General features: G+C 71.0%; 18 protein-coding genes and 1 pseudogene. 4 read left to right on the top strand and 15 right to left on the bottom strand.

Annotation, left to right across the window (positions count from 1 at the left end):
- The first annotated feature begins 146 nt into the window (after positions 1-146).
- Both U5640_RS43545 and U5640_RS43540 read left to right on the top strand, forming a co-directional pair.
- Positions 147-3,725: a condensation domain-containing protein gene (locus U5640_RS43545; RefSeq protein WP_340384775.1), complete on the top strand. Its 3,579-nt coding sequence runs from the start codon at positions 147-149 to the stop codon at positions 3,723-3,725.
- Positions 3,722-4,456, top strand: a complete 735-nt coding sequence (locus U5640_RS43540; protein WP_340384774.1) for a sulfotransferase family protein — start codon at positions 3,722-3,724, stop codon at positions 4,454-4,456. The genes U5640_RS43545 and U5640_RS43540 overlap by 4 nt, the downstream gene beginning before the upstream one ends.
- Here the strand turns inward: U5640_RS43540 and U5640_RS43535 are convergent, their stop codons facing one another.
- From U5640_RS43535 to U5640_RS43485, 11 genes are all read right to left on the bottom strand, one after another.
- Positions 4,457-6,004, bottom strand: coding sequence for an amino acid adenylation domain-containing protein (locus tag U5640_RS43535; RefSeq protein ID WP_340384773.1), 1,548 nt, complete (start codon positions 6,002-6,004; stop codon positions 4,457-4,459).
- Positions 6,001-9,579, bottom strand: a complete 3,579-nt coding sequence (locus tag U5640_RS43530; RefSeq protein ID WP_340384772.1) for a condensation domain-containing protein — start codon at positions 9,577-9,579, stop codon at positions 6,001-6,003. The genes U5640_RS43535 and U5640_RS43530 overlap by 4 nt, the downstream gene beginning before the upstream one ends.
- Before the next feature lie 38 nt (positions 9,580-9,617).
- Complete coding sequence (locus tag U5640_RS43525) at positions 9,618-10,889, bottom strand: MFS transporter (RefSeq protein ID WP_340384771.1); 1,272 nt, start codon at positions 10,887-10,889, stop codon at positions 9,618-9,620.
- 324 nt (positions 10,890-11,213) lie between these two features.
- Positions 11,214-12,326, bottom strand: coding sequence for a winged helix DNA-binding domain-containing protein (locus U5640_RS43520; RefSeq protein WP_340384769.1), 1,113 nt, complete (start codon positions 12,324-12,326; stop codon positions 11,214-11,216).
- Between the two features lie 213 nt (positions 12,327-12,539).
- Complete coding sequence (locus U5640_RS43515; protein ID WP_340384767.1) at positions 12,540-13,664, bottom strand: zinc-binding dehydrogenase; 1,125 nt, start codon at positions 13,662-13,664, stop codon at positions 12,540-12,542.
- Complete coding sequence (locus U5640_RS43510; RefSeq protein WP_340384765.1) at positions 13,661-14,473, bottom strand: phytanoyl-CoA dioxygenase family protein; 813 nt, start codon at positions 14,471-14,473, stop codon at positions 13,661-13,663. The genes U5640_RS43515 and U5640_RS43510 overlap by 4 nt, the downstream gene beginning before the upstream one ends.
- 88 nt (positions 14,474-14,561) lie before the next feature.
- Positions 14,562-15,323, bottom strand: a complete 762-nt coding sequence (locus tag U5640_RS43505) for a putative 2OG-Fe(II) oxygenase (protein WP_340384763.1) — start codon at positions 15,321-15,323, stop codon at positions 14,562-14,564.
- 216 nt (positions 15,324-15,539) lie between these two features.
- A complete protein-coding gene (locus U5640_RS43500) occupies positions 15,540-16,376 on the bottom strand; it encodes a metallophosphoesterase (RefSeq protein ID WP_340385687.1) in 837 nt (278 codons plus the stop codon).
- A 462-nt stretch (positions 16,377-16,838) separates the two neighbouring features.
- The gene (locus U5640_RS43495; RefSeq protein WP_340384761.1) at positions 16,839-18,200 is read right to left on the bottom strand and encodes a GTP-binding protein; all 1,362 of its coding nucleotides are present in this window, start codon (positions 18,198-18,200) and stop codon (positions 16,839-16,841) included.
- A gap of 2 nt (positions 18,201-18,202) precedes the next feature.
- Positions 18,203-19,123 carry a sulfate adenylyltransferase subunit CysD gene (gene cysD, locus U5640_RS43490; protein WP_340384759.1) on the bottom strand — a complete coding sequence of 307 codons (921 nt, stop codon included), beginning with the start codon at positions 19,121-19,123 and terminating at the stop codon, positions 18,203-18,205.
- Positions 19,124-19,414: 291 nt separating this feature from the next.
- Entirely contained in the window at positions 19,415-20,317 is a 903-nt protein-coding gene (locus U5640_RS43485) for an LLM class flavin-dependent oxidoreductase (protein WP_340384757.1), read from the bottom strand.
- Positions 20,318-20,774: 457 nt separating this feature from the next.
- On the opposite strand from U5640_RS43485, the gene U5640_RS43480 reads away from it, so the two are divergent.
- Positions 20,775-22,664: an ATP-binding cassette domain-containing protein gene (locus U5640_RS43480; RefSeq protein ID WP_340384755.1), complete on the top strand. Its 1,890-nt coding sequence runs from the start codon at positions 20,775-20,777 to the stop codon at positions 22,662-22,664.
- Between the two features lie 143 nt (positions 22,665-22,807).
- On the opposite strand, the gene U5640_RS43475 is transcribed toward U5640_RS43480, so the two are convergent.
- Complete coding sequence (locus U5640_RS43475; protein WP_340384753.1) at positions 22,808-23,491, bottom strand: hypothetical protein; 684 nt, start codon at positions 23,489-23,491, stop codon at positions 22,808-22,810.
- Positions 23,492-23,560: 69 nt separating this feature from the next.
- Between U5640_RS43475 and U5640_RS43470 the strand changes: the two genes are divergently transcribed.
- Entirely contained in the window at positions 23,561-23,965 is a 405-nt protein-coding gene (locus U5640_RS43470) for an SgcJ/EcaC family oxidoreductase (protein WP_340384751.1), read from the top strand.
- 19 nt (positions 23,966-23,984) lie between these two features.
- Here U5640_RS43470 and U5640_RS43465 read toward each other — a convergent pair whose 3' ends face one another.
- From U5640_RS43465 to U5640_RS43455, 3 genes and pseudogenes are all read right to left on the bottom strand, one after another.
- Positions 23,985-24,905 carry a YihY/virulence factor BrkB family protein gene (locus U5640_RS43465; protein ID WP_340384749.1) on the bottom strand — a complete coding sequence of 307 codons (921 nt, stop codon included), beginning with the start codon at positions 24,903-24,905 and terminating at the stop codon, positions 23,985-23,987.
- Positions 24,906-25,181: 276 nt separating this feature from the next.
- Positions 25,182-25,407, bottom strand: a pseudogene (locus tag U5640_RS43460) (Asp23/Gls24 family envelope stress response protein); the annotation flags it as partial.
- 292 nt (positions 25,408-25,699) lie between these two features.
- Positions 25,700-26,401: a hypothetical protein gene (locus tag U5640_RS43455; RefSeq protein WP_340384747.1), complete on the bottom strand. Its 702-nt coding sequence runs from the start codon at positions 26,399-26,401 to the stop codon at positions 25,700-25,702.
- Positions 26,402-26,427: the final 26 nt, after the last annotated feature.

Genomic DNA, 26,427 nt, shown 5'->3' with positions numbered 1-26,427 from the left:
CGCCACCACCGTTCGGCCGGATGTCGCAGGAGCGGGATCGAACGCCGATCGTAGCGAGCGACGATCAGCCTGTCATCAGCACAACTATCCCGCAGTGAAAGTGAATTGACAGATCATCAGCGTCATCGTCAAGGCAAGGGGGTCCCATGCAGGAGGCGGGGTACAGCGTTCCGCTGGCGCCGATCCAGGAACACTTCCTGAGAGCCGGCGCCGGCGGCACGGCGCAGGGTGAATGCGTCGCCGTGCGCCTGAGCGGCGCTCTCGACCCGGTGGTCCTGCGGCAGGCCGTCCTCGCACTGCTTGGCCGCCACGAGATCCTGCGCGCGAACGTCGCCACGGCGGCCGGCGGTGAGGCCGTGCTGCGGGTGCGCCCTGCACCCGAGAACCCGCCGCTGGAACTGCTGGATCTGGCCGAGCGGCCCGCAGCCGAGCGTGAGAAGTCCCTGAGGTCGGCACTGTCCGCCTTCGCGGCACGGGAGATGGACCCGTCGGCGGGTTCCCTGCTCCAGCTCCTGCTCGTCCGCCTCTCCGCCGACGAGCAGGTGCTCGCGCTCGCGGTGCACCACCTCGTCGCCGATGCCGCCTCCGTGCGGATCATGTGGGACGAGCTGAGCCGGGACTGCGCGGCAGCTCCGGGGGGGTCGGTCGTACCGGAGCCGGATCTGCAGTACGGGGACTACGCGGCGTGGGAGCTGGAGCATCTGATACCTGCTGCCGAACGGACCGACGCGCCCTACTGGCGGTCCGTGCTGGACGGCGCTCCGACCGCGCTGGACCTGCGGACGGACCGGCCCCGCCCCAAGGTGAAGGGAACGGCGGGCCGGCGCACCGGCTTCCGCTTCGCACCGGGGCTGGCCGCCGCCTTGCGCGCCCACGCGACCGAGCGGCACACCACGGTGTACGCCGTGGGCCTGGCCGCCTTCGCCGCCCTGATCGCCCGCTCCACCGGGGCCGAGGACCTGGTACTGGGGGTGCTCTTCGCGAACCGGACCTCAGCGGAGACCACCGGGCTGGTGGGTCAGTTCGCCAACACCCTTCCCCTGCGCCTGGATGCGACGGGAGACCCGACGTTCGAGCGGTTGACCGAGCGCTGCGCCCGCACGGTGGCCCAGGCGATCGAACATGGCCGCCTGCCGTTCAGCCGCATCCTCGACCTGGCCCACCCCGATCGTGACGCAGGCCGCACACCGCTGATCCAGCACCTGTTCATTCCGCTCGTGGATGCCGTCGGGGCAGGCGAGTTCGCGGGGCTACCGGCCGTTGCGACGGAGGTGGAACGGTCCCGGGGCCGCTTCGACACCATCGTCGAACTGGAGGTGACCGAGGACCACGCCGGTCTGTGGGTGGAGTACGACACCGCCCTCTACACCTCAGCGGGCGTCGCCGCCCTGGCCGCCGACTACGAGCGGCTGCTCACCGGCTGGCTGGCGCACCCCGACCTGCCCGCGTCGAAGGTGGAGCTGAGCCCCCCGCCCTCGGCCGTCGCCCCGGCCGCCGACCTCGCCGAGTTGCTCGGACTGGGCCCCGCGGACACCGTGCGGGTGGATGCGGACTTCGCGGAGGCCGCGGCCGTGGCGACGGCGGCCCGGCAGGCGGGGGCCACGGTCGGCGATCCCGGCGGCCGGGCGGCCGTCGCGGCCGTCCACCTGGGACCGGCAGGCCGACTGGACGCCGTGGCCGGGGCCCGGACCGTGCTGGTGGACGGCCCGCTCGACCCGCGGGAACCGTCCCGGCTGCGGGCAGCCGGTGCGACGCGGATCCTGCGGCTCGTCCGCCCCGCCGACTCACCGGCCCTGCTCGCCGTGGACTTGACCGAGCTGCCCGGCACCTGGCCGACCGTGCGGTGTGCCGGCGCCCGCCCCCTGCCTCCCTCGGGCCCGCTCGCCGCCTGCGCACCCGCGCCCCTCCTGCTCGACGTCGACGGCTGCACGCGGGAAACCGAGCTGACCGTCCGGTGGGGCCCGGCGGGCGAACTCTGGCTGCCCGACGCCGCGCAGCCGGTGAGCGAACCCCTGACCCCGTACGCACGTGACCGCCCCACGGATCCTCTGGTGACGCTCGTGGTCGAGCTCTGGGCGGAGACGATGGAACTGCCCGACGTCGGACCGGACGACGACTTCTTCGCCCTGGGCGGCCACTCGATGCTGGGTGCCCGGCTGGTGGAGAACCTCCGCACCAGCCTCGGCGTCGAACTCGATCTGCGCCTGCTGTTCGAGAACTCCACTCCCGCCCTGCTGGCCGAGGAACTGCGCCACCGCCATCCCGGCCTGGTGGACATGCTGCGCCTGCTCGACGCGGAGGACCGTGCCACCCTGGACACCGAGGGTGCGGACCCCGGCGCCCCACTACCCCGCACCGTACGCCGCAACGACGTCGAGCGGACTGTCCCGTTGCTGGCCGCCCAGCGGCAGCTGTGGCTGGCGGAGCAGCTGAACCCGGGCCGGCTGACGCACACGATCCCGCTCCTGCTGCGCATCGACGGTCCGTTGGACACCGCCGCTCTGCGCGCCGCTGTCGGTGACGTGGTGGCCCGCCAGGACGGGTTGCGCGGGACGTACGTGGAGATCGACGGGGAACCCGTGCAGCGGATCCTTCCCTTCCGGGGCGCGGACGTCCCGGTGGTCGACCTGTCGGCGTTGCCCGCCGGGGAGCGCGCCGCGCGCAACCGGGCCTTGGAGGAGGAGACCGCGTACGGCGGCTTCGACCTGTCCGTCGGTCCGCTGCTGCGCTCTCGGCTGGTCCGGCTGGGCGAGCGGGAGCATGTGCTGCACCTGCTGTTCCACCACCTGGTCACCGACGAGGTGTCGATGACGGTCTTCATGCGTGAGCTGACCGTCCACTACCGGCGGCGCACCGGCCGGGACGCAGCCGCCCTGCCCGAGCTGGAGCTGGACTTCGCCGATCTCGCCGCGTCGGAGCGGGAACTGCTCGCCGGACGCGAGGGGGACCGGCTGCGCCGGTACTGGCGGAGCGCCCTGACCGGCGCGCCCGTGCTGGAACTGCCCACGGATCACCCCCGGCCCGAACGGCGCGGGCACACCGGCGAGTTCCTCGCCCACCCGGCGCCGCGCGCGCTCGCCGACGCGATGATCGCCCTGGCCGCCGAACGGCGTACCACCCCGTACGCCGTCTTCCTCACGGCGGTCCTGGCGTTCCTGCATCGTCTCAGCGGCGGACAACCGGACCTGCTGGTCGGCGTGCCGACGGAGAACCGGCTCCGGCGGGGCGCGGAACATCTGGTGGGCTGCTTCCTCAACGTGGTGCCGGTCCGTGCGGACTGCTCGGGTGACCCCCGTTTCGCCGACCTGCTGGAGCGCGTGGGAGCGAACCTGCTGCGTGCCTACGACCATCAGCGGCTGCCGTTCCCGGAGATCCTGGAGGCGGTACACGCCCCACGTCCCACCGACCGGCACCCGCTCTACCAGGTGACCTGCGAGCTGCAGTTGGACGGCTGGATGCCGGCGGAGCTGCCCGACTGCCAGGTTTCCTACGAGATGCTCTCGCACGGCACCGCCCGCTACGACCTCTCCTTCCACGGGATCGTCCGGGCGGACGACTTCCAGGTGATGCTGGAGCTCGACACCGGCCTGTGGAAGGCCGAGACCGGCCGCCGCCATCTGGAGCGGCTGACCGCGCTGTTGACCGCGGCGACCGCCGACCCCACCCTCCGGCTGTCCGCGCTGTACGGCCGGATCACGCCCTCCGACGAAAGGTTCACCCCGTGACGGACGAACAGCGCGGCCCCCGGCTGATGGCGCTGTGGAGCGCGCCCCGGTGCCGCTCCACGGCCTTCATGCGGATGATGGCCGAACGCGGTGACTTCGTGGTGGTGCACGAGCCGTTCTCCCACGTGGCGGACTTCGGGTCGGCCGACGTCGCCGGCCGTACCGTGCGCACGGAGGCCGAACTGATCGCGACACTGCTCGAGCTCTCCGCCGAACGCCCGGTGTTCTTCAAGGACACCACCGACTTCCACTACCCGGGACTGCTCGCCGACAAGGACTTCCTCACCTCGACGACCCACACGTTCATCCTGCGCCACCCTCGTGAGGCGATCGCCTCGCACTACGCCCTCAATCCCGAACTGGGCCTGGACGACGTCGGGTTCGCCCGGCTGGCGGAGATCTTCGACACGGTGGTGGCGGTGGGGGGCCGACCGGCGGTGGTCGACTCGGACGACCTGCTGCGCGACGCACCGGAAACGGTACGGCAGTTCTGCCTGCGGGTCGGCATCCCGTACACGGCGGAGGCGCTGAGCTGGCAGCCGGGGATGCTGGACGGCTGGAAGCGCACCGAACGCTGGCACCGGTCCACGGCCGACACCAGCGGGTTCCGGCGCACCGGGTCGAACTACTCGGCCACGGTGGAGAACACCCCGCTCCTGGCCGAGTACCTCGCCTTCCACCTGCCGCACTACGAGCGGCTGCTGAAGCACCGGCTCCCGGTGCCCCGCTGATCAGCGCGGGTCGGCCGCGGTCTCCCGCTCCGCCAGCAGCCGGAGGCCGCGCCGGTCCAGCTTCCCGCTGGGCAGTTGCGGGAGCGCGTCGACCACGTGGAACACCTCGGGCACCAGATGGCCGGGCAGCCGGCCGCGCAGATCCTCACGCACCGTGTCCGCGACGAACCCGGGCCGGGGCAGCACGAAGGCCACGAGAAAGCGGTCGATGCCCTCGTCCCCCGCCACGGTGGCCCCACAGGCGGCGACCTCGGGATGGTCACTGACCGCCGCCTCGACCTCGGCGAGCTCCACCCGGAAACCGCGTATCTTCACCTGGTCGTCGGCCCGGCCGAGGAAGTCCAGCGAGCCGTCGGCCCGCCGCCGGGCGAGGTCGCCGGTACGGTACATGCGCCCGCCGTCACCGTCCGGCGAGGGCAGGAAGCGCTCCGCGGTCAGGTCGGGGCGCCGCCAGTAGCCGTAGGAGACCTGGTCCCCCGCGACGTACAGCTCACCGATCTCCCCGACGGCCATCTCCCGTCCCGCCTCGTCCAGCACGTGGACCCGGTTGCCCGGAATCGGTGTCCCGATCGGGGGCAGCGACAGCCAGCGCTCGGGGTCGGCCTCCAGCGGATGGCAGGTGACCGCGTGGGTCTCGACCGGACCGTAGTGATTGCTGACGCGGCACTCGGGCATGCGCAGCAGCAGTTCCCGCAGGGCCTTGGTGCACTGGAGCTGCTCCCCGCCGGGGATGATCTCGCGCAGCGCCGAGCGCTCGACGGGGATGTCGTCGGCGACCATCACCAGCGCCTGCAGTCCGACATAGGGCAGGAAGATGCGCTCCACGCCGGTGGCGATCATCAGCTCCCACGTGCGGATCGGATTGCGGCGGGCCTCCTCGTCGATGCAGACCAGGGTGCCACCGGTGGCGAGCGTGGAGAAGATCTCCTGGAGGGAGACGTCGAAGGAGATCGCGCCGTACTGGAGCGTCCGGGAACCGGGGCCGACCCCGGAGGTCCGGGCCTGCCAGCGGACCAGGTTGGCCAGACCAGCGTGCGGCATCAGCACCGCTTTGGGCCCCCCGGTCGAGCCGGAGGTGTAGAGCAGGTAGCAGCCGTCTCCGGGGTGCGGATCGGGCAGTTCGTCCTCGGCGGGCACCGGTTCCGCGGCCACCGCCTCGGCCAGGATGACGGCTTCCCTGCCCTCGGCGGTGAACGGGCCGACGGTGTGCCCGTGGCCGACGACGATCCGCGCGCCGCTGTCCTGAAGCATCATCATCAGCCGGGGCCGGGGGTAGGTGACGTCCAGCGGGAGCACCGTGGCCCCGGAGCGGAGGACGCCGACCAGGCCGACCAGGAGCCCGGCCGTACGATCGGCGGCCAGGGCCACCACGTCGCCGTTGCGCACCCCGAGGGAGCGCAGCCGCCGTGCGACCTGTCCGGCCTGCTGCCAGAACGTCGCGTGGTCGAGGCGGTCGGCCCCGTCCAGGATCGCCGGAACCTGACCGTGTTCGGTGGCCACCGCGCGGAGCGCGCCGACCACCGTGGCCGCGTGGATCTGTCGTGTCACCGCTGCTCACCCTTCTCGACCGTAGCGTCGTTGAGAATCCGTTCGACCCGGGAGGCCACCGCCGTCAGACCGGGGTTGCGCATGATGTCGTAGTGGTCGCCGTCGACCCGGTCGACGGTCAGCAGCGGCGCGAACCGCGCCCAGGTATCGGCGCGTTCGGGAGAGCGCTCGGCCTTGATCAGGTGCACCGGGCCGGGGAGCCGCCCGTTCGGCCGGTAGGCGGCCAGGTTGAGGATGTGCGATCGGTAGACGGCGTACTGCCGTGACATCTCTTCGAGGTCGAGTACGTCGGGCGCGTCTGCCCCGAGCCGCTCCAGCAGGTCGGCGAAGACCCGGCGTGGGGCGAGCCGGTCCGGGGTCTCGATCGGCAGGTCGAGGTCGAAGTCGGCTCGGACGCCCTCCAGGTAGCCCTCCAGGATGAGGGTCTCGGCCCTGGGGTCGTTGATGTCCCCTTCGAACAGGAAGGAGTCGATCATGACCAGTGGTGGGACGGGATCACCGCGCTCGGCGAGCAGCCGGGCCATCTCGAAGGCCACGACCCCGCCGAAGGACCAGCCGAGCAGGGCGAAGGAGCTCTCGGTCAGCTCAGGGGGGATTCGCTCCAGATAGCGCTGGGCGAGGGCGGTCAGTGACTCACCGGGGTGCCGGCCCTCGAAGGCGTACACCGTGCGGTTGGTCAGCGCGGTGGCGAGGGGGCCGTAGCAGAAGACTCCGCCGCCCGCCGGATGGACCGCGACCACCGGGAGGGGCGCCGAACCGGACTGCATACGGACCAGGGTGCCGTCCGTGCTGTCGCCGCCCGCGACGCTCGTCACGCGGGCGGCGAGGTCGGCGACGGTCCGGTAGCGGAACAGCACGCTCACCGGAAGGTCGACCCGGGTGGCTCGGCGGAGCCGGGTCATCAGCTGGATGGCGAGCAGCGAGTGGCCGCCGAGCAGAAAGAAGTTGTCGTGTACGCCTATGCGTTCGACGTCGAGCACGGAGCGCCAGATCTCGACCAGCAGGCGTTCGGTGTCGTCCCGCGGTGCCACGTATGCCGGCCGGAGCTCCTCCACCGGGGCGGTCGCGCCGAGCGCGTCCCGGTCCGCGGTGCCCGCGGCCGTCAGGGGCAGCGTCGCGTGGAACACATAGGCGTGCGGGACGAGGACGCCCGGCAGCAGGCGCTGGGCGTGCGCGCGTACGGAGTCACGGAGGTGGCCGAGGTCCGACCATTCGCCGGTGCCGGCCCCCGCCTCGCCGTCGGCGGGTGTGAGATGGGCCGTCAGCCGGGGAGTGCCGTCGGGCGTCGTGGCGACGACCAGCCGGGCATCGCCGATCGCCCGGTGCGCCGTGAGGGTCTCCTCGATCTCTCCGCGGGGGACACGGACCTGGCGGACGTGGATCTGCGCGTCCTCGGGGCCCAGCACCTCCAGCAGACCGTCGGCACGGAACCGCCCCAGGCTGCCGCTGGGGGTCTCGTCGGTGAGGTCGGCGCGGCGGCAGACGCAGATCCGTCCGGGCGCGCCGACCGGGAGGAGACGTCCCGCCGCGTCCCTGATCCGCACGGCGAGTGCGGGATCGACGACTCCGGCCAGGTCGTGCCCTGCGGGGGCGTCGCCGGCGCAGCGCCGGACGGCGATGTCGCCGATTCCCGGGGCACGGTGGACGGTCCACAGTTCGGTGTCGGGCAGCAGGCGCAGGCAGCGGCGTTCCAGTGTCAGGCCGAGCGGTTCGTCGGCGACCAGGATTCTGCGCGGCTTCGAGGAGAGGCCGCCGTGCTCGATGGCGTGCAGGATCTCGTTGAGCAGGGCGGGGGCCAACCGCAGGGTGTCGATGCCTTCGGTGGCGAGGGCGTGCAGTACGGCCTCGCCCAGCGGGCGTCCCGGGTCGGGGACGAGCAGTTCGCCGCCTGCTTCCAGGACCCACAGCGCCTCGTCCGCGGCTATCGCATCGGGCGCCGCGGCCATGAGCACCGGCGCTCCGGGGGGCAGGTCGAAGGCGCGTCGACGGCGGTCCACCGCGTGGCGCAGGGCGGGGTCCGCGGCCGGGTCCGGCAGCGGCGGCAGCGGGGCGGGGTCGGTGCGGTCGCCGCCGCCGATCCGCGGGGCGGGCCGGGGACGCGGGTCCTGGGCCGGTGCGGCGGTGAGCGGCTCGGCGCCGCCGCCGATACGAGCGAGTTCCGCCAGGTCCTCGAGGGTGAACAGGTCGAGAGCCGCGAGCGGGGTGTCGGGGGCGGCGACTGCGGCGCTCAGCAGCCGCTCGAGCAGGACGGCGAGCCGGTCGACGGCCGCGGCCGGGAACAGGTCCCGGTTGTACAGCCAGGTTCCGCCCATCTCCCGCTCGCCGACGAAGACGTTGAACTCGAGATCGAAGCGCACGATGCCGGTGTCGAAAGGCAGCAGATCGGCGTCGAGTCCGGGCAGCCTCACCCGGTCGTCGGACGCCGTCTGGAAGTTGAACAGCACCTGGAAGACCGGGGTGACCGTGGGGTTGCGGTCGGGCTGGAGTTCCACCACGAGTTTCTCGAACGGCATGTCCTGGTGGGCGACCGCGCCCAGGGCGGTCTCGCGGGCTCGGGCGGCCGCCTCCCGCAGAGGGGGCTCCCCCGCCAGATCGAGCCGCATCACGAGCGTGTTGACGAAGAACCCGATCATGTCCTGCAGGGCGCCGTGCGTCTGTCCCGCGGCGGGGACGCCCACCACGACGTCGTCCTGGCCGGTGAAACGCTGGAGCAGCGCGGAGAAACAGGCCAGCACCACTACGAACGGGGTGGTCTTCTCCTGGGCGGCGAAATCCAGGATCTGTTCGCGCAGTCCGGGCGCGAACCGGAACTCCCGTACTCCGCCGTTGGCCCGGTGGTGCACCGGGCGGGCGGCGTCCAGCGGCATCTGCAGCAGGCCGGGCGCGCCCTCCAGGCGTTCGCGCCAATAGGTGTTCAGCTCCGCCAGCCGCTCGCCCGACAATCTGGCCCGCTGCCACAGCGCGAAGTCCAGGTACTGGCGCTCCACCGGCCGCAGCCCGGCCGGCTCGCCGGTGCACTCCTGCCGGTAGAGGGCGTCGAGCTCGCGGAACAGGGTCACGATCGACCACCCGTCGCACACGATGTGGTGCACCGCCAGCGCGATCAGGTGTTCCTGCTCGCCGACCCGGACCAGCATGACGCGCAGGAGTGGTCCGGCGGCCAGGTCGAAGGGCTGCCGTACGAAGTCGCGCACCAGCGCATCGGCGGCCGCGGCCGGAGCCGGCTCGGCGCCGACGTCCCGTACCGCGACCTGCGGCCGGAAGGGCGGGCGGACTCGTTGCACCGGCACTCCGTCGCTGCCGACGAAGACGGTCCGCAGCACCTCGTGCCGCCGGACCACCTCCGCCAGCGCGCGGCCGAACGCCTCGGGGTCCGGCGCCGTGCGGGTCCGCAGCACGATGGGGACGTTGTAGGCACAACTCCCGGGCACCAGGCGGTCGAGGATCCACAACCGGCGCTGCGCGAAGGAGACCGGGCCGGTTCGGCTGCCCTCCTTCCGTCCGGAGGCGGCGAGCAACGCCGCGAGTCGTCCGCGCTTGTCCTCGATGTCGTCGTGGGTGTGCGAGTCCCGCATGGCAGCCGTTCCTTCCGAAGGTCGTCGGGGGTGGTGCCTCAGACGGCGACGCGAAGCTCCTCGGGCACCTCGTCGGTGAGTCGGTGCACGGAGCCGCGAACGATCCATACGGTGGCGGCCCAGGCCAGTGCGGTGGCCGTGTAGAAGGTGACGGAGGTCCCCGCCGTCGCGGCGATCGCGCTGCCGAGGAGCGGACCGAGCGCGTTGGCGCCCCACACGAACGGCAGCGCCACCCCTCCGACCCTGCCCATGGCCTGCGGCGGGGTCGACTTCTGGATCAGGGTCATGATGCCGACGTTGGCGATCGGTACGGTGAACGAGGACACGCACTGGGAGACGACCAGCACCGTGAAGGCTAAGGCCTTGCCCCCCTCGTCGGCGACCGGGAGCAACAGGAACGCCAGCCCCAGCGCGAGGTGGGTGAAGATCAGGGATCGCCCCATCCCGAAGGCGGTGGTGAGCCGCCGGGACAGGACGGCCCCTGCCACCACGGCGACGCCTCCCGCACCGAGCGCGAGGCCGACCTGGCTCGCGCTGAACCCGAGGTCGTCATAGGCGAAGACGATCACCATGGCAAGCGCCATCGAGACGGCGGTGTTGCCGAAGGCCGCCATCAGGGTCAGGTTCCGCAGCAGTCGGTTGTCGAAGGTGAGTCGCACCCCTGCGCGCAGGTCGGCGAGGGTGGCGGCGAGACCGCGCCGGGCAGGTGCGGGCGCGGGCTCGTCGGCACGGATCGCCAGCAGGGCGACGCTCGAGAGCAGGTACGACAGGGCATCCGCCGCCACGGCCTTGGCCGCGCCGATCGCACCGACCAGCGCACCGCCGGCGGAACGGCCGAACACGATCGCCAGAGAGCGGCTCAGCTGGGTCTTGGCGTTGGCGTCCGCGAGGTCCTGGCGCTCCAGCAACTGCGGCAGATACGCCTGGTAGGCGAGTTGGTAGACGACGTCGAAGACGCCCTTGACCACGGCCGCGACGTAGAGGTGGGCCAGCGTCAGATGGTCCAGGACGGCCAGCAGGGGAAGCGAACCGAGGGTGAGGAACCGCCCGATGTTGGCGAGGTGCATCAAAGGCCGGCGCCGGAGCCGATCGGTGTACACACCCATGAGCGGGGCGAGGAGGACGAAGGGTATCCACTGGAGGGCGACCAGCAGGCCAACACCCAGCGCGCCCTCGCCGAACACGAGGACCGCGAGCGAGGGAAGGGCGATGATGCTGATTTCGCTGCCCAGCAGGCTCACGGTTTCGCCGCTCCACAGCAGGGCGAAATCGCGATTGCGGAACAGCACTGATCTGGTCTTGCCGTCCATGGGGTCTTCCCCACCTCTCTAGAACTGTCGCATGTGAACTCGGAGATACGGGAGGCTCGGTTCCCACGTCGGTGCACCCATCACGCCGGTCTGTGACATGCGGCCCGGACGGCCGCTAGGGGGTGTTGCGAAAGTCCTGTGCGGTGCCCGCGGTGTCCGGTGCGTACTCTGGGGGTCCCCCCGGCCGAAGGCTGGGGGAGTGCCGGACGAAGGCCCTCGTACTGGACGTACTTGGGGTTTCGGCCGGTGCGGCGAGTGGGTGTGCCCCCTCCGGGGGAGCGTGCCGGGCGCCGTGGGTGCTGTGCGGGACTTTCGCAACACCCCCTAGGACACCTGTACCGTCAGACGCCCGAGACCGCTCGCCCGGGCGATCCGGCCGGCCTCGGCCTCGAGGTCCTTTCGCGCGGGGGCGGAACTGCCGGGGAACAGTGTCAGGTTCAGCTGATGGTCCGTCACGTCCCAGACCCCGGTGATCCGTCCGCCCACGACCACCAGCGGCGAGATCCAGCCGGCGGTCTTGCTGACCTTCGACCGGTGTTCCTGCGGCAGAATCTCCTCGGCCTTGGTGCCGGGACCCAGGATGTACTGATCGAACCCGCCGAGGAGGTGCACCGAGCGGGTGGGCTCGGTGGCCGCCAGTTCGTCCGCGTGTTCGGTGAGCACGTACGCGGGCCGGCCCTCGACCTCCACGTCGGTGAGCCGGTCACCCAGATCCGCCATGAAGGCGCGCAGCACTGTCTTGCGGAGGCTGCCGCGGGAGAGCCAGGCGTCGAACAGTTCGGGCCCGGCCGGCCCGTACGCGCCGAGGTAGGCGGCCAGCGCCCTGGGCCCGGCCTCGGCCGGGTCGGGCAGGCCCTTCCAGCCGGGGACGAGGGTGCTGGGGCTGGTGAAGGTGATCCTGCCGCCCTGGCCGGAGCCGTGGCAGAGGGCCCCCTGCCAGGCCAGCGGCTTCAGCAGCGCCCCCCAGCCCGACTTCAGCTGTGCTTCCATTCCGGCGAACCGTTTGTCCCGGACGAGCTCGGCGGCGAGTTCCTCGCGGGTCAGCTCCACCCCCGCGAGGATCTCGGAGACCTTCTCCACCAAGGCGGCGACCTGCTGCGGTGTGGCCCCGAACTCACGGGTCCAGGCCGGTTTCTCCCAGGTGCGTGCGGAGGCGAGCAGGGAAAGGAAATCGGCACCCTTCTCCGGCGTGATCCAGTGGAGGGTGCCGCGCATCGCCCAGGTCTTCATCAGAGCGCCTTCGGCCAGGGCCGGCACCAGCCCGCCCGTGTCCGCGCTCTCGCGGCGCAGGGCGATCGCCAGCTCTGCCGAGGAGGTCACCTGGGCCTGCACTCCACACAGCCGTCCGACCACCTCGACCGGATCGGGGTCGGCGAGCGGTTCCAGATACTGCCGCCGCAGCCGCCACGCCAGCACCTGATTCCAGCTGACCTTCATACGCACTCCTCGCTGACCTTCCTACGCACTTCACCGAGGGGCCGCCCCCCGGTGCCGGATGCATCGCACGGCACGCCGCCGACGCCACGGCGAGGCTCCGCGCCCCGCTGGCCCCGTCCCGCCAAGCCGATCGCGCGGCACGATCGGATGACTGAAAGATGAATCAACTTCCTTGATTTCAAGGGAAGTTCACAGTGATTCACGGGCGACACCCTAGCTGACGAGGACCGCTTTGAGGACGGCACCACGCGCCACCGCATCGAGCGCCGCCTCGTGCTCGGCCAGCTCGAACGTGGTGACCATGCCGGCCAGATCGAAGCGCCGCACCAGCGCGGGCAGGAGCCGGACGTACTCGACGAGATGCGCCCCGCTGAAGGCCCAGGAACCGACCACGTCGAGCTGCCGGTGCACGATCTGGTGCGGGTTGACGAGGGTGTCGCCGCTGTCCGTGTACTGGCCGACCACCAGATACGACCCGCCGCGTCGGCACAGGCGCAGTCCCTGGTCGACGGCCTTCGGCACTCCGGTGCACTCCACCACCAGATCGGCGCCCTGTCCGCCGGTCAGTTCGAGCACCTGGGCCAGCGCGGCCGAGGGGTCCGCGGAGTCGACCACATTGACGCGGTGATCGGCGATGCCGGACTTGGCCGCGATCGCGAGCCGCCGGTCCGGGCCGCCTGCCAGGATCACCCGGCCGGCGCCGGCCAGTTGGGCCAGCGCGGCGGCGGCAAGGCCGACCGGCCCGCTGCCCTGCACCACGACGGTTTCGCCCAGCCTCACCGGTCTGCGCTCGTACAGGGCGTGCACCATGGTCGGGCCGGCGCAGGCGAAGGACATCGCGGCGATCGGGTCGACTTCGGCGGGCAGGCGGATCACGGTGGTGCGGGGCTGCAGGACGATCCGGTCGGCCCAGGCTCCGGCCAGCGCGGGGTGTTCCGTGGTGGGCCGGTTGACGCCGTAGGTCCGGCGGTTCTCGCAGAGGGTCGGCTCGCGATGGGCGCGGCACGGGAGGCATTGCCCGCAGGCGATGGAGGATGCCCACATCACCAGGTCGCCGACGGCCAACGGAGCACCCTGGGCGTCCCGTTCGGTGCCCGCGCCCAGCTCCGTCACCGTCCCCAGGCCCTCGTGTCCGAGTACCAAGGGGGTGGGGATGGGGAGATGGCCCTGTTGGAGGTGGAGATCCGTTCCGCAGATGCCGCCCCAGCGGCTCGCCACGACCAGGCCTCCGGAAGGAGCGGGGGGCACGTCGAACTCCCGCAGCTCCAGGGGTTCACCGAAGCGCTCCAGCACCACGGCCCGCGCCGTCGCCCCGCTCTGCGCCCGCCTCTGCGTCACGTGTTCGTCCCTCCGTCTGCTGTCACAAGAGGTGCGTCGCTGACCTGCAGCGGCCGGTTGTCGCGGCAGATCAGGTAGTCGGGACGGGGCTTGCCCGTCGGCCGGGGTTCGTTGCCCACCAGGTTGTAGGTCGCGATCAGCAACTTGCGCGGGAACGGCGACATGTTCGGTGCGGAGCCGTGGACGATCTCGGGGTCGAAGAAGACCACCGACCCGGCCGGGCCCTTGGGACTTTCCATGCCGTATCTGCTGACCAGGTCAGCCAACTGCGCGTGGGTGAGGCTGATGTCGTCCGGGTCGAGATGCTGCACGGACTTCGTGGAGTGACGTCTCCCGTCCCCCAGGAGACCGCCCCGGTGCGAGCCGGGTACGAAAATGACAGGCCCGTTGAACTCGGTGACGTCGTCCAGGAACACCCCGACGTTCACCAGCCGCGGCTCGGGCAGGTTGTCGGCCAGTCGCCAGGCGAGGTAGTCCTGATGCCAGGCCCACTGTTCGCCCGTGAACGGCGGCTTGGCATTCACCTTCAGCTGGAACAGGTACACATCCTGCCCCAGCAGACGGCGTACCGGCTCGAGCAGTCGGCCGTTGCGGATCAGGGCGGCGAACTCCGGCTGCCGCCGGTGCGAGCTGTACACCGCGCGTACGGTGTCGCCCTTCTCCTCCAGGATGCGTTGCTCCCCCGGTACTCGGGTGTCGCGGAGAAACGCCTCACGCACGGCGTCGACCTCCGCCGCGTCGAACACCGACTCAACGAGCAGAAAGCCCCGTTCCCGGTATCGGCGGACCTGTTCATCGGTCAGTCTCATGCGTCCCCCTGGACATGATGGTCCTGCGGGGCGCCGCCCCACCGGACAAGGAAAGAGCGCCGGACCCGCCGCCGCGCCGGGCGGCAGGTCACGACCAGATGGCGAGCGGGCCGCGGCCCGTGACACCCAGGAAGAAGGAGAGACTGACCCTGCGCCCCTCACCGTCGACCGGGCGTACCGAGTGGAAGTTGCGCGAGTCGAACAGAAGGGCGTCCCCGGTCTCCGGGGCGACGAGGGCCGAGGGCAGATGCGCCACCGACTCCTCCTCGTACCCGTAGCCGTCGCGGTAGCGCTCGTCGGTCGGATCCCAGCGGTGCCGGTGCACGACCGTCTCCCCGCCGGACGCCGGCATCGAGAGGTACCAGTTGAAGGTGAGGAAGCTGGCCGGAGGCTCGTCCAGGGCACCGGGGAACTCGCGGAGGACCTCATCGAAATGGATCTTCGCCCCGTGGGTGATCTCCCGGATCATCCCGGCGAACATCGGGCGTCCGCCGGAGGTGGCGGGGACCAACTCGTCCCCCCAGGCCTCCTGCAGCCGCCGGACCGCCAGATCCATCGGGTCCCCGTCACGCAGCAACCTGGAGCGGGTCGCCGCGGACTCCTCCCCGTGCTTCCAGTAGCGCTCGTCGAGACCGTGCGCGCTGTAGAAGTCGTAAGCGGCCGGGCCCAGCTTGGCGATCCGCGGAGAGATCAGCGCCTCGTCGTACGCCCCGAGCGGGCAGGTCTGCAGCGCGGACATGACATCCCGGCAGTCCTGGAGCGAGGAGAAGCCGCGGATGCGGACCGCTCCCAGCACGCCCGCGGCGAGGCGGAGAATGTGATTTCTGGTGAGTACGTCCGTGGTCTCCACGTCGAACAACGTATAGATGGGCGAGCCGTTCGTGCTGATATTGTCGCGCGCGGATTCCGTCACTGTTTCGCCCGCCATCGCACCCTCCCCGGTGACGACTTGCCCTTCATTTTTCAGCCACGAGTACCCACCGAGGCCCAGTGTGCGCACGCACAACACGTCAGGACCACGGCCGGCCGAACTCCCGGCGTCGCGATCTCCGGTCTCTATTCGCCCTCACCCCGGCGTAAGGATCTTTCTCATCCATCCCTGGGGGCGAAAAGTCTGCCGCCGCCACTCGTGCGGATAACCAACCGACACCTCCTCGAATCTCACGCCGTCGTACACGGTGGTTCGCGGCAGGTGCAGATGCCCGTACACCACCGCCTCGGCCCGGAATGCGCGGTGCCAGTCGGCGGTCGCCTCGGTGCCGCACCACTGGGCGAACTCGGGATGGCGCAGGACCCGGGTGGACTGCCGCACCAGCGGCCAGTGGTTGACCAGGACCGTGCGGGCCCCACCGAGCTCGGCGAGCCTCGGCCTGGTCTCGGCCAGGCGCGCCGCGCACCAGTCGGACCTGTCGGCATACGGTTCCGGGTGCAGCAGGTACTCGTCGGTGCACACCACACCGGCGGCCCGGGCGGCGGCCAGCCCCTGCTCCGGGGTGTGTGCGCCCCGGGGCAGGAAGGTGTAGTCGTACAGCAGGAACAGCGGTGCGACGACCACGGGTTCCCGATTTCCCTCCCATACCGGAAAGGGATCTTCCGGAGTGAGCACGTTCCGGCGACGGCATACCTCGACGAGCCGCCGGTACCGGAGGTCCCCGCGCGATCGGTCAGGGTCGTCGCGCGTGGTCCACAGCTCGTGATTTCCCGGCACCCATACCAGCGTGGAGAAATACCGGCCCAACTCGTCCAGGGTCCATTCCAGGTGCTCCACCGTCTCGCCGACGTCCCCTGCAATGATCAACCAGTCGTCCTCGCGCTCCGGCCGGAGCCGGAGGACCAACTCGGAATTCTCCTTGTGTGACACATGCAGATCGCTTATCGCCCACACATTCCCGGAAGGCCTCACCCGGTCCAACCTACCTTCGCGACTTGGAATCGGGCCAGTGTTCGGCCGAATTCCCCGGAAATCATGGGGAAAGCCTCCGTCACCCGCGGGCGGGCACGGCCGCGGTGACGGTCACGGACCCGTCTGCGGCCCATCGCCCGGCCGCCGTCTCCGGAACACCGGGTGCTCTGCGGGAGCGACGGGCGACGACGCGACCCCCCTCGGCACCGCCGGGCCCCCGGCTCACCATGTTCACGGCCTCGTGGCAGCCGAGTTCGTCCCCGGTGAGCGGATACCAGGTCCCGCACACACTTTCTTCGGCGCTGGGCAGCAAACGGTCCGGGTGTCCTTCGTCCAGGAGGCCGTCGGGCTCCGGCGGCCGCAGCGCAATCGAGGATGCCTGCCGGGGGAACAGCGCGCCTTCGGCGTCGGCGCCCCCTCGCCTCTCGATGACAGCGCCTCTGGGCGGGAGCACATCGGCGATCAGCACTGTTCCTCCCCTGTCCGGGCGGAGCCCGTCGGACGTCGTCGCTCCGCCGTCGGCGCGTCGGGCGCGCGGCGCCGGGTGAAGGCCTCGCCTGCCATGCCCGCGGTCAGGGTGGCACCGTCCGCCGGGTCGACGAGCAGGAAGGAGCCGGTGCTGCGGGAGTCGGCGTATGCGTCGAGTGCCAGCGGTTCCGCGGTGCGTACGACGACCCGGCCGATGTCGTTCGCGACGAGTCGTCCGGGTCGGGGGTGCTCGCTGAGGCCGTCGAGGGCGAGTCGCGAAGGGATGTCCCGGACGACGGCGGTGACGGTGCGGGTCGTGTGCCTGAGGAGCACACGCGCGCCGATCATGAGGGGCCGGTCGGCAACGTGGCACACCGTCGCGGTCACGTCCCGCGTGAGGTGCGGGACAGCCGCGGTCGGCGCGATCAGGTCGCCGCGGGAGACGTCGATGTCGTCGGCGAGGCGGAGGGTGACGGACTGGGACGCCCGCGCGGTGTCCACCGGTCCCCGCAGCGAATCGATACCGGCGATCACCGAGGGACGGCCCGAGGGCAGCACGGTGACGGGCTCGCCGACGCGCAGGACTCCGCAGGCGAGCCGGCCGGCGTAGCCGCGGTAGTCGGCGTGTTCCGCGCTCCGGGGGCGGATGACGTACTGGACGGGGAAGCGGGCCGGGCGCGCGGTCGGATCGTCACCGACAGGGGTCGTCTCCAGATGCTCCAGCACGGTGGGGCCGTCGTACCACCCCATGGCCGCGGACGGCGTCGCCACGTTGTCGCCGAACAACGCCGCGGTCGGGACGGCGGTGACCTCCGGGATGCCCAACTCGGCCGCGTACGCGCCGAACTCCTTCGCGATCCGGGTGAACACGGCTTCCGCATGGTCCACGAGGTCCATCTTGTTCACGGCGAGGACCAGCTGCGGCACCCGCAGCAGGGCGGCGACGGCCGCGTGCCGGCGGGTCTGTTCCACCACCCCGTTTCGGGCATCGGCCACCAGCAGGACCAGGTCGGCCGTGGACGCGCCCGTGACCATGTTCCGGGTGTACTGCACATGTCCGGGTGTGTCGGCCATGATGAAACGGCGTCGCGCGGTCGTGAAGTAGCGGTACGCCACGTCGATGGTGATGCCCTGCTCGCGCTCGGCACGCAGGCCGTCGGTGAGTGACGCGAGGTCCGGGGATGTCTGCCCGCGGTCGGCGGAGCTCCGCGCGACGGCCTCCCACTGGTCCTGGGGCACCACCTTCGCATCGTGCAGCAGTCGGCCCATCAACGTCGACTTGCCGTCGTCGACGGAGCCGGCGGTCGCGAAACGCAGCAGCGTCGTCCCGCCGAGCCGCTCGGTGCGGCCGGGCACGGCTAGAAGTACCCTTCGCGCTTGCGGTCTTCCATCGCGGCCTCCGTCAGCCTGTCGTCGGCGCGCGTCGCGCCGCGTTCGGTCAGCCGGGAGGCGGCGACCTCGGCGATCACCGCGTCGACGTCGGCGGCATCCGAGTCGACGGCGCCGGTGCAGGACATGTCTCCCACGGTCCGGTACCGGACCCATCGTTTCTCCACCGCCTCGCCTTCGCGCGGGCCGCCCCACGGTCCGGGCGCGAGCCACATGCCGTCGCGGAGGAAGACCTCACGCTCGTGTGCGAAGTAGATGTCCGGAAGGTCGATGCCCTCCCGAGCGATGTACTGCCACACGTCCAGCTCGGTCCAGTTGGACAGCGGGAAGACCCGGACGTGCTCACCGGGGGCATGCCTACCGTTGTAGAGCTCCCACAGTTCCGGGCGCTGCCGGCGCGGATCCCACTGGGAGAACTCGTTTCGCAGGGAGAACACCCGTTCCTTCGCCCGGGCCTTCTCCTCGTCCCGCCGGGCCCCGCCGAGCACGGCGTCGAACCGACGCCGCCGGATGGCGTCCGTCAACGGCACCGTCTGCAGCGGGTTGCGGGTGCCGTCGGGGCGCTCGCGCAGCTGTCCTGCATCGATGTACTCCTGTACCGATACCACGCACAGGGGCAGACGGTGCTTCGCCACGATCCGGTCACGGAAGTCGAGGACCTCGCCGAAGTTGTGTCCGGTGTCCACGTGCAGCAGGGTGAAGGGCAGCGGAGCGGGCGCGAACGCCAGCAACGCCAGATGCAGCATCACCGTGGAGTCCTTGCCGCCGGAGAAGAGGATCACCGGTTTCTCGAACTCGCCCGCCACCTCCCGGAGGATGTGCACGGCTTCCGACTCCACGAGGTCGAGATGCGCCGACACAGCTGTGCCCTTTCCCCCGCTGTCCCCCATGCGACCTCCGTCACCGATGACTGCCGTATCAAGGTACCGGCCCCTCACGACTTTTCAAGAGGGCTGCAATCCGCTCGCCAACTCCCTTCAGACGCAAGGAATTTGGCTCCTTGCAGTCTGTCGGGCACCCCGGCGCCGCCATACCGGGATTCCGGATCCGACACCGCGTCAGACGGTGCGGCCCGCGGCACGACGCCCGGCACGCGCCCTGACCACGACCAAGGGCGAGGCGACCGTGCTGATCGCCGGCTGACAGCGCGTCCCGGCATCGCCGCCCCACACACAGGCATGTCACCCCAGCTGTGCCGGCGCCTCGGTGGCGATCTGTTCGAAGACCTTCTGGTCGGCCGCGAACTCCGAGTCCGGGATCGGCCAGTGCATCACGATCTCGGTGAATCCGAGCTCCTGGTACCGCCCCGCGAAGTCGACGAACGCATCAAGGGACTCCAGCGGACGCGCACGGTCCGCGGTGTACCCGGTGAGCAGGACCTTGTCGAGCCCGGCCACGTCCCGGCCGATCTCGGCGCAAGCGCCGGTCAGCCTCTCCACCTGCCTGCGAACGGCCTGAACCGACTGTTCGCGCGTGCCGTTCTCGTACAGCTCGGGGACGCCGGCGGTCACCCACGCCTGTCCGTACCGCGCCGCGAGTCGCAGTCCCCGCGGCCCGGTCGCGGCCACCGTGAAGGGCAGCCGGGGGCGCTGCACACAGCCCGGGATGTTGCGCGCCTCGTGCGCCGAGTAGAAGGCGCCCTCGTACGACACCGAGTCCTGGGTCAGCAGCCGGTCCAGGAGCTGGACGAACTCGGCGAACCGGTCGGCCCGTTCGCGAGGCGTCCACGGGTGCTGGCCGAGCACGGTGGCGTCGAAGCCCGGAGCGCCCGCGCCGATACCGAGGACGAAGCGGCCGCCGGAGAGGTCGTCGAGGGAGATCAGCTCCTTGGCGTACGGCACCGGATGCCGGTAATTGGGCGACATCACCAGAGGCCCCAAGCGCATCCTCTCTGTCACACTCGCGGCAGCCGCCAGCGTCGGCACGGAACCGAACCACGGCATGTCCCGAAAGCTCCGCCAGGACAGGTGGTCGTAGGTGTACGCGGCGTCGAAGCCGAGCTGCTCCGCCCGTTGCCATGCCTCGCGCCCCCCGTCCGACCAGCGACGGTACGGCAGGATCACAGTGCCCAGACGCAGACTCATGTCTCAAAGCCTAAGGAAAACCAAGCGTTCCAACAGCCCTCCCGATGCGGGCCTTCATGCCACGCCGCACGAGGTGCGCGGCGGCCGACGAGCGCAACCTCGGCTGTGCACGGCCCGGTCGGCCGCCCGCATCCGGCAACATCCCCGTCCACTCCCTCCGGCGAGCGGGTGACCGGCGAGCGGGTGACCGGTGAGCGGGTGACCGGTGAGCGGGTGACCGGTGAAGCGGTGCTGTCGTACAGATCCCGTCCGCCGGCGTCGCGAGCGCCGTCGTCGGCGATTCGGCCAACCGCCCTGGAACGCAGACCTGTTGCGAGGGCTGGGTCCGTGCATCCGCCATCCGCCGTCACCCGCTCTATTCAGGGATTCCCGGACCGACCGAAACACATGCGTTCGATATCCCGGCCGAGTCGTTGAGCCTCGGGAACACGCTGAACGACTGCAAGGGGGAACCACGTTGACCTCTTCCGCTACGAACGCACAGCAGACCCCTGCGCCTCCTCCGCCACCGCCGGCGGAGATCAGCTACAGCGGGCAGTACTCCGTCAATCCGCTCGCCGAGGCGTCCTTCCGGCGGATGTGCGGACAGATCCCTGCCGTCCTGGGCCGAATCGCCCGGCTGACGTGGCGGACCGACCGGCGGGCCGTGCAGCTGCTGCTCTGCTGCCAGGCCGTCACGGGCATCTCGGCCGCCGTACTGCTGACCGCCACCGCTCGCGCGATGAGGCCCGTCCTGGGCGACGGGTCCGCCGGCGACCGGCTGCACGGTGCCCTGCCGGCGCTGGTGGTGGTCGCGCTGGCCGCGGCGCTGGGTCGGGGCGCGGCGGCGGTGGCGACGTACGCGGAACGGCGGATCACCCCGCGGTTGACGACGGAGACGGACAGCGCCCTGGTCGAGGCGGTGTGCCGGGTGGAGGCGTCCGCGTACGCGGAGGAGGGCTTCTCCGACCGGCACGAGGCGGCCGAGATGGGGGTGATCCGCACCCAGGTGATGGTCACCGACGCCCAGCGGTTCCTGTCCGCGCTGATCCGGATGGTCACCGCCGGCGGAGTGCTGTCGGTGCTGAACCCGCTGATGCTGCCGCTGCTCCTGCTCGCGGTGCTGCCGGCCGGTGTGGGGGCGGTCCTGACCGCCCGGGTCGACTACGAGATCCACTACGCCAACGTCGCCGACCGCAACGTTCGGGGGATGATGCGCTGGTGGGCGACCACGTCGAAGTACGGCGACGAGGTCCGCGCCAACTCGATGACCGACTACCTCGTCTACTGGTACCGGGCCCTGTCCGACCGGTGCGATCGGCGCACTCTGGCCGCCGCGCCGCGGACCCTGCGGATCGCGTTGCTCTGCGCGTCGGTCGGCGGCATGTTCCTCGTGGCGACCTGGGGAGCTCTGGCGTGGCTCGCGATGTCGGGCCGGATCGACCTGGCCGTCGCGGCCACGGCGGTCATCGCCGTGCAGACCACGCTCGCCGCGCTCTCCCAGCTCGTCATCAACGGCGCCGCGGTCTTCCACACCAGCCTCTACCTGAGCGACATGCAGGCCTTCCTCGACGACACCGCGGCCCGCACGCCCAGGCGCGGTCCCGGCAGGCCCGGCGACCGGATCGAGCAGATCCGGCTCGAGGAGGTCGTCTACCAGTACCCCGGGAAGGACAAGCCCGCCGTCGACGGTGTCTCCCTCACCTTGGAGCACGGTCAGATCCTCGCGATCGTCGGGGCGAACGGCTCCGGGAAGTCCACGCTCACCCGCCTGCTCACCGGCATCTACCTGGCGGACAAGGGCAAGGTCACCTGGAACGGCGCCGACCTGGCCGGGATGGATCCGGCCGACGTGTGGGCGCGGACGGGGCTGGTGCCGCAGATCTTCGCCCAGTGGCCGATGCCGGTCCGTGAGAACGTGACCCTCGGTCAGCCCCGCACACATGACGACGCATCGGTCTGGGAGGCGATCGACGCGGTCGGCCTGCGCGAAGCCGTCGACGACCTCCCCGCGGGGCTGGACACGCTGCTGTCCCGCGAGGTCTTCGGCGGTTCGGAGCTCTCCGGCGGTCAGTGGCAGCGCATCGCGTGCTCCAGGGCCCTGTACCGGCGCCCGGGGCTGCTGATTCTTGACGAGCCGACTTCCCAGATGGACCCGCGCGGTGAGCACCGGATCTTCGAAGAGATCAAGGCCATCGCCGCCGAACGCATCACGATCGTGGTCACCCACCGCCTGGAGAACACCAAGATCGCCGACCACATCGTCGTGATGGAGCACGGCCGGATCACCGAGCAGGGCCGGTACGACGACCTCGTCCACGCCGGCGGAACCTTCGCCGAACTCCTGCGACTCTCCCAGGACCGCTGACCCCGAGGGCTCTCGGCGTACACCTCCGTGCTGGTGGTGCTGAGGAGGAGAACCGGGCGGCGGAGCTGCTGGCCGCGTGCGGGGTCGCACCGGGGACCGTACTCGCCCGCCCGGACGGCGGTACCCACTAAACCGACAGGTGGTCAACCGCCGTGGATTCCCCACTCGTCGAGGCCTTCGTAGACGTGGGCTTCCAGGCACCGAGGAGCGTCGAGGCCTATCGCCTCGCCTCGGTAGAGGGCGATGAGCGAGTCCTTGCCTCGCCACCAGGTGTCCGTCACCCCCTGCACTTCGGGCACCGGCTCGTACCCTCTGAGGTCCAGTGAGTCGACGGCCTTCCCCTTGATCCTCGTGACGGTCCTGGCCCAGCGGCCGGCGTGGGCGGCGAGCGCCAAGGACTCCACCCATCCGTCTGTGCTGGCATGCAGGGGTGTCCAGCGGGAGGCGTCGATCCCGAACGCGCCGTCGGGACCGATCATGAATCCGTAGGCCATGGACACCCGGCAGCCGCCTGCCGGAAACGACCAGCCCCCGGCGACCGGCCTCTCGGGGCAGCCGACGCGCAGGATGCGCGGGCCGCCCTCGTAGAACGGGGCGGGCGGCAGGGCGAGTCCGCCCCAGCGGTCCTGGAAGGCCACGACCCGGTCGATCTCCGCGGCGGGGACACCGTGTTCGATCCACGTGTCACGATGACTCCGGATGTCCTGCCGGGGCACACGGATGCCGTTCACCTCGACGAACCCCTGGGCCCGGCGGCTCAGGCCGACGGGTGCGACGGGTGCGACGGGAAAGGCCTGTACCCGGGTGATTCCGAGATCACTGATCATGGCACCGAAGCCTAAGACAGGTGCGGGTCCCTTGATCTCAAGCATGGTTGAGGTTGCACCATCGTCGGCATGAACACGGATTCCACGGCGTACGCCGCAGACATCGAGGCCGTCAAGCAGGTCGTTGCCACCGTCGAGCACTCCCAGCAGCACAAGGACCCCGACGAGTTCCTCGCCCTGTTCCACCCGGACGCGGTCTGGACGACGGCCCACGGCAAGGTTCTCATCGGGCTCGAAGCGATCTCGCAGTTCACCCGGAAGGTGCTCCCCGCGGCAAGCTGGGACGGCGAGGTCAGCTACGAGGTGGTCCACGTGCTCTTCATCCGCCCGGACGTCGCGGCGGTCAAGGTACGTCAGCGCTATCTGCCGCCGGGCGACGCGAGCGAAGGTGCTCCGCTGTACGTGATGTCCAAGCAGCACGACGGCCGCTGGCTGCTGACCGCGTGCCAGAACACGCAGGTCGTCACCGACTGATCCCCCCCAGGCGGACCGGCTACGCGGAGAGACCGGTCCCGGTGCTGTGAGCGGTCGCGTCCTTGCCCAGTTCGGCGGTGAACTGCGCGCCGCCGAGCAGGGCCAGGTTGGACAGCCACAGCCAGATCAGGAAGACGACGACGCCGGCGAGGGAGCCGTAGAGCCTGCTGTACGCGCTCAGGGTGGAGGCGTACACGGCGAAACCGGTGGAGACGGTCAGCCACAGGACGGCGGCGAGGACGCCGCCGGGCAGACTGTGGCCACGCCGACGGGCGGCGGCCGGGCCGGTGTGGAAGAGGACGACGACCAGCAGCGCCACCAGGCACAGCAGCAGCGGCCAGCGCAGCACGCTCCACCCCCAGGCCACCGTGGCCCCCAGGCCGAATACCCGGCCCAGGTCCTCGGCCAGCGGCCCGGTGAGCAGCAGGGCCAGGGAGCCGGTCAGCAGCAGGACCAGCAGGGCGAGAGCGGTGAGCACGATGCGGTGGGCCCGGCGCCACGGTGAGCGCCGGTCCTCGACCCGGTGCATCCGGTGCAGGGCGCGGCGGAAGACGGCGAGATAGCTGGAGGCGGACCACAGCGCGCTCACGGTACCGGCCACCAGCAGCGGCCACGCCCCGCTGTCCGCGCCGAGCATCCGGGACAGGGCGGCGTGCAGGTCGCCCGCCGACTCGGCGGGCGCGTACGCGGTGACATGGGTGACGAACTCCTGTGCCGTGCCCGGGCTGATCAGGCCGAACGACAGGACGGTCACCAGCAGTGCGGGCAGCACCGAGAGGATGGCGTAGTACGTCAGGGCCGCCGCGTAGTCCGCCATGTCGTCGTTCCACAGCGAGACCGGTGTGCGGCGCAGCGCCGGCCACCAGGTGGCCGGCGGCCGGAAGCGGACGGCGCGGGCGACGGCGGGGCGTGCGTCGCCGGGGCACGGGTCAGCGGACATGGGGCGTGCGCTGCGGTACGGCGCCGAGGCGCAGACCGGCCCGCTCGGCGGTCCTGCGCACGGCCCGGTCCGTGACCGTGGTGGTGGCCCGCTGCGCGGCCGTGGTCATCGTCGGCCCCGCTCGAACGCGTCCCGTACGTCCCGGACGCCGCCACCGCTCTCGGCCCAGCGGCCCGCCGCCCAGCCGGCCATCCCCGCGATCATCCCTACGAACGGTGCACTCACGCCCGTCCACCTCCTACCTGGATCAGCTGCCGTCCACCCACACCGGTACCGCTACTCCACACGGGCCTCGGCGGTCGTGGAGGGCTCCTCCTCGTCGGGCAGACGGACGTCGTCGACGGTGATGTTCACCTCGACGACCGGCCCCGTCGATGGCCGTCTGCCGTTCGCCCACCTCGACCTTCACCCCGCGGCCCACGTGGGGCCGACCGCCGGGGACCCAGTCACGGACGGCGCCGATGGTGCGGGACAGCCCGCCGCCCATGTCGTACATCCATGGTGACTACCGCTGTCTGCGTGGTCATGGTGAAGTCCTTCCTGCCGTGGCTCGTTGGTGAGGTGCCTGTACTCGTTTGGACCCGCAGCGGCCGCCGCTGTGACGCGGATGCCCGGAAAAAGTCGCAGAAAAAGTCGCAGAAAAAGTTGCGGAAGAAGTCGCGGAAGGAAGCGCCCGAACGGCAGCCGCATCCGTGCGGGTCCGCGCAGGCGAAGAGAACCGGTGCGTCACAGACGGCGCGCGCAGGTGCCCCACCTGTCGAGGGGTGCGGCACACACGCCTCAGCCCTCAGCCCTCAGTAACGGAGCCGGAACATCGCGGACTCCCTGAAGTCGCCGGCCGTGGCGGCCGTCGCCAGCCGGCCCACGAAGCGCTCGTAAGCCTCGTACTCCTCGGTGGTGAGGTCGACGCGTCGGGTGCCTGAGGCGAAGCGGGACGGCGCGAGCGTGACGGCCAACAATTCGACGTCCTCGTCGGGGGTCAGGTTCAGGACCGCCACCGTGCGGTCGACCGTGCCGGTGTAGTCCCTCGGGCTCGCCACCACCTCGACGTCCGCGCATCCGTCGGGGTGATGCGTGACCAGGAACGACGGGTTGGCTTTCGCACCGGCTCGCAGGGCCCGTCGTACCCGCCGGAGGCCGCGCAGGTCCTCCTCGTCCACGGTGACGGGGTGGAGCGGGACGAGGCGTCTGCCGTCGGGGGCACGGAGTCTGCTGCCGTGCGCGGGATCGCGCCCGGGGTCTCGCAGCGACCGACGGCTGCGCAGGATGCCGGGGAACGCGTGGTGCACGTTGCTCCATGCGTCCAGCGAGCCCATGGCGTCCAGGCCGGTCAGTCTCTCCAGGCCTAGCGGGTAGGCGGGCGCGATGTCGTCGGCGATGCCGTTCTGCCGTGCCGCCCAGGCCGCGTGGTACGGCGCCAGCAGGCGTTCCTCGGTCGTGTAGAAGTCGTGCAGCCACTGAGGGTCCTGCGGGATGAGACGGAGCGTGGTGGTCACCGGGGTTCTCCCTTACGGCAGTGGAA

It is taken from the genome of Streptomyces sp. SS7, assembly GCF_037993025.1.
GTDB lineage: Bacteria > Actinomycetota > Actinomycetes > Streptomycetales > Streptomycetaceae > Streptomyces.
The sequence above is the reverse complement of the archived record's forward strand: the minus strand, read 5'-3'. Positions and strand labels throughout refer to the sequence as shown.

What these genes read in the sequence shown, in the direction of transcription:
- U5640_RS43545 (WP_340384775.1), top strand. Translation starts at nt 147, where the DNA reads ATGCAGGAGGCGGGGTACAGCGTTCCGCTGGCGCCGATCCAGGAACAC.
- U5640_RS43530 (WP_340384772.1), bottom strand. Translation starts at nt 9,579, where the DNA reads ATGCGGGACTCGCACACCCACGACGACATCGAGGACAAGCGCGGACGA.
- U5640_RS43525 (WP_340384771.1), bottom strand. Translation starts at nt 10,889, where the DNA reads ATGGACGGCAAGACCAGATCAGTGCTGTTCCGCAATCGCGATTTCGCC.
- U5640_RS43520 (WP_340384769.1), bottom strand. Translation starts at nt 12,326, where the DNA reads ATGAAGGTCAGCTGGAATCAGGTGCTGGCGTGGCGGCTGCGGCGGCAG.
- U5640_RS43510 (WP_340384765.1), bottom strand. Translation starts at nt 14,473, where the DNA reads ATGAGACTGACCGATGAACAGGTCCGCCGATACCGGGAACGGGGCTTT.
- cysD (WP_340384759.1), bottom strand. Translation starts at nt 19,123, where the DNA reads ATGGGGGACAGCGGGGGAAAGGGCACAGCTGTGTCGGCGCATCTCGAC.
- U5640_RS43485 (WP_340384757.1), bottom strand. Translation starts at nt 20,317, where the DNA reads ATGAGTCTGCGTCTGGGCACTGTGATCCTGCCGTACCGTCGCTGGTCG.
- U5640_RS43475 (WP_340384753.1), bottom strand. Translation starts at nt 23,491, where the DNA reads ATGATCAGTGATCTCGGAATCACCCGGGTACAGGCCTTTCCCGTCGCA.
- U5640_RS43470 (WP_340384751.1), top strand. Translation starts at nt 23,561, where the DNA reads ATGAACACGGATTCCACGGCGTACGCCGCAGACATCGAGGCCGTCAAG.
- U5640_RS43465 (WP_340384749.1), bottom strand. Translation starts at nt 24,905, where the DNA reads ATGTCCGCTGACCCGTGCCCCGGCGACGCACGCCCCGCCGTCGCCCGC.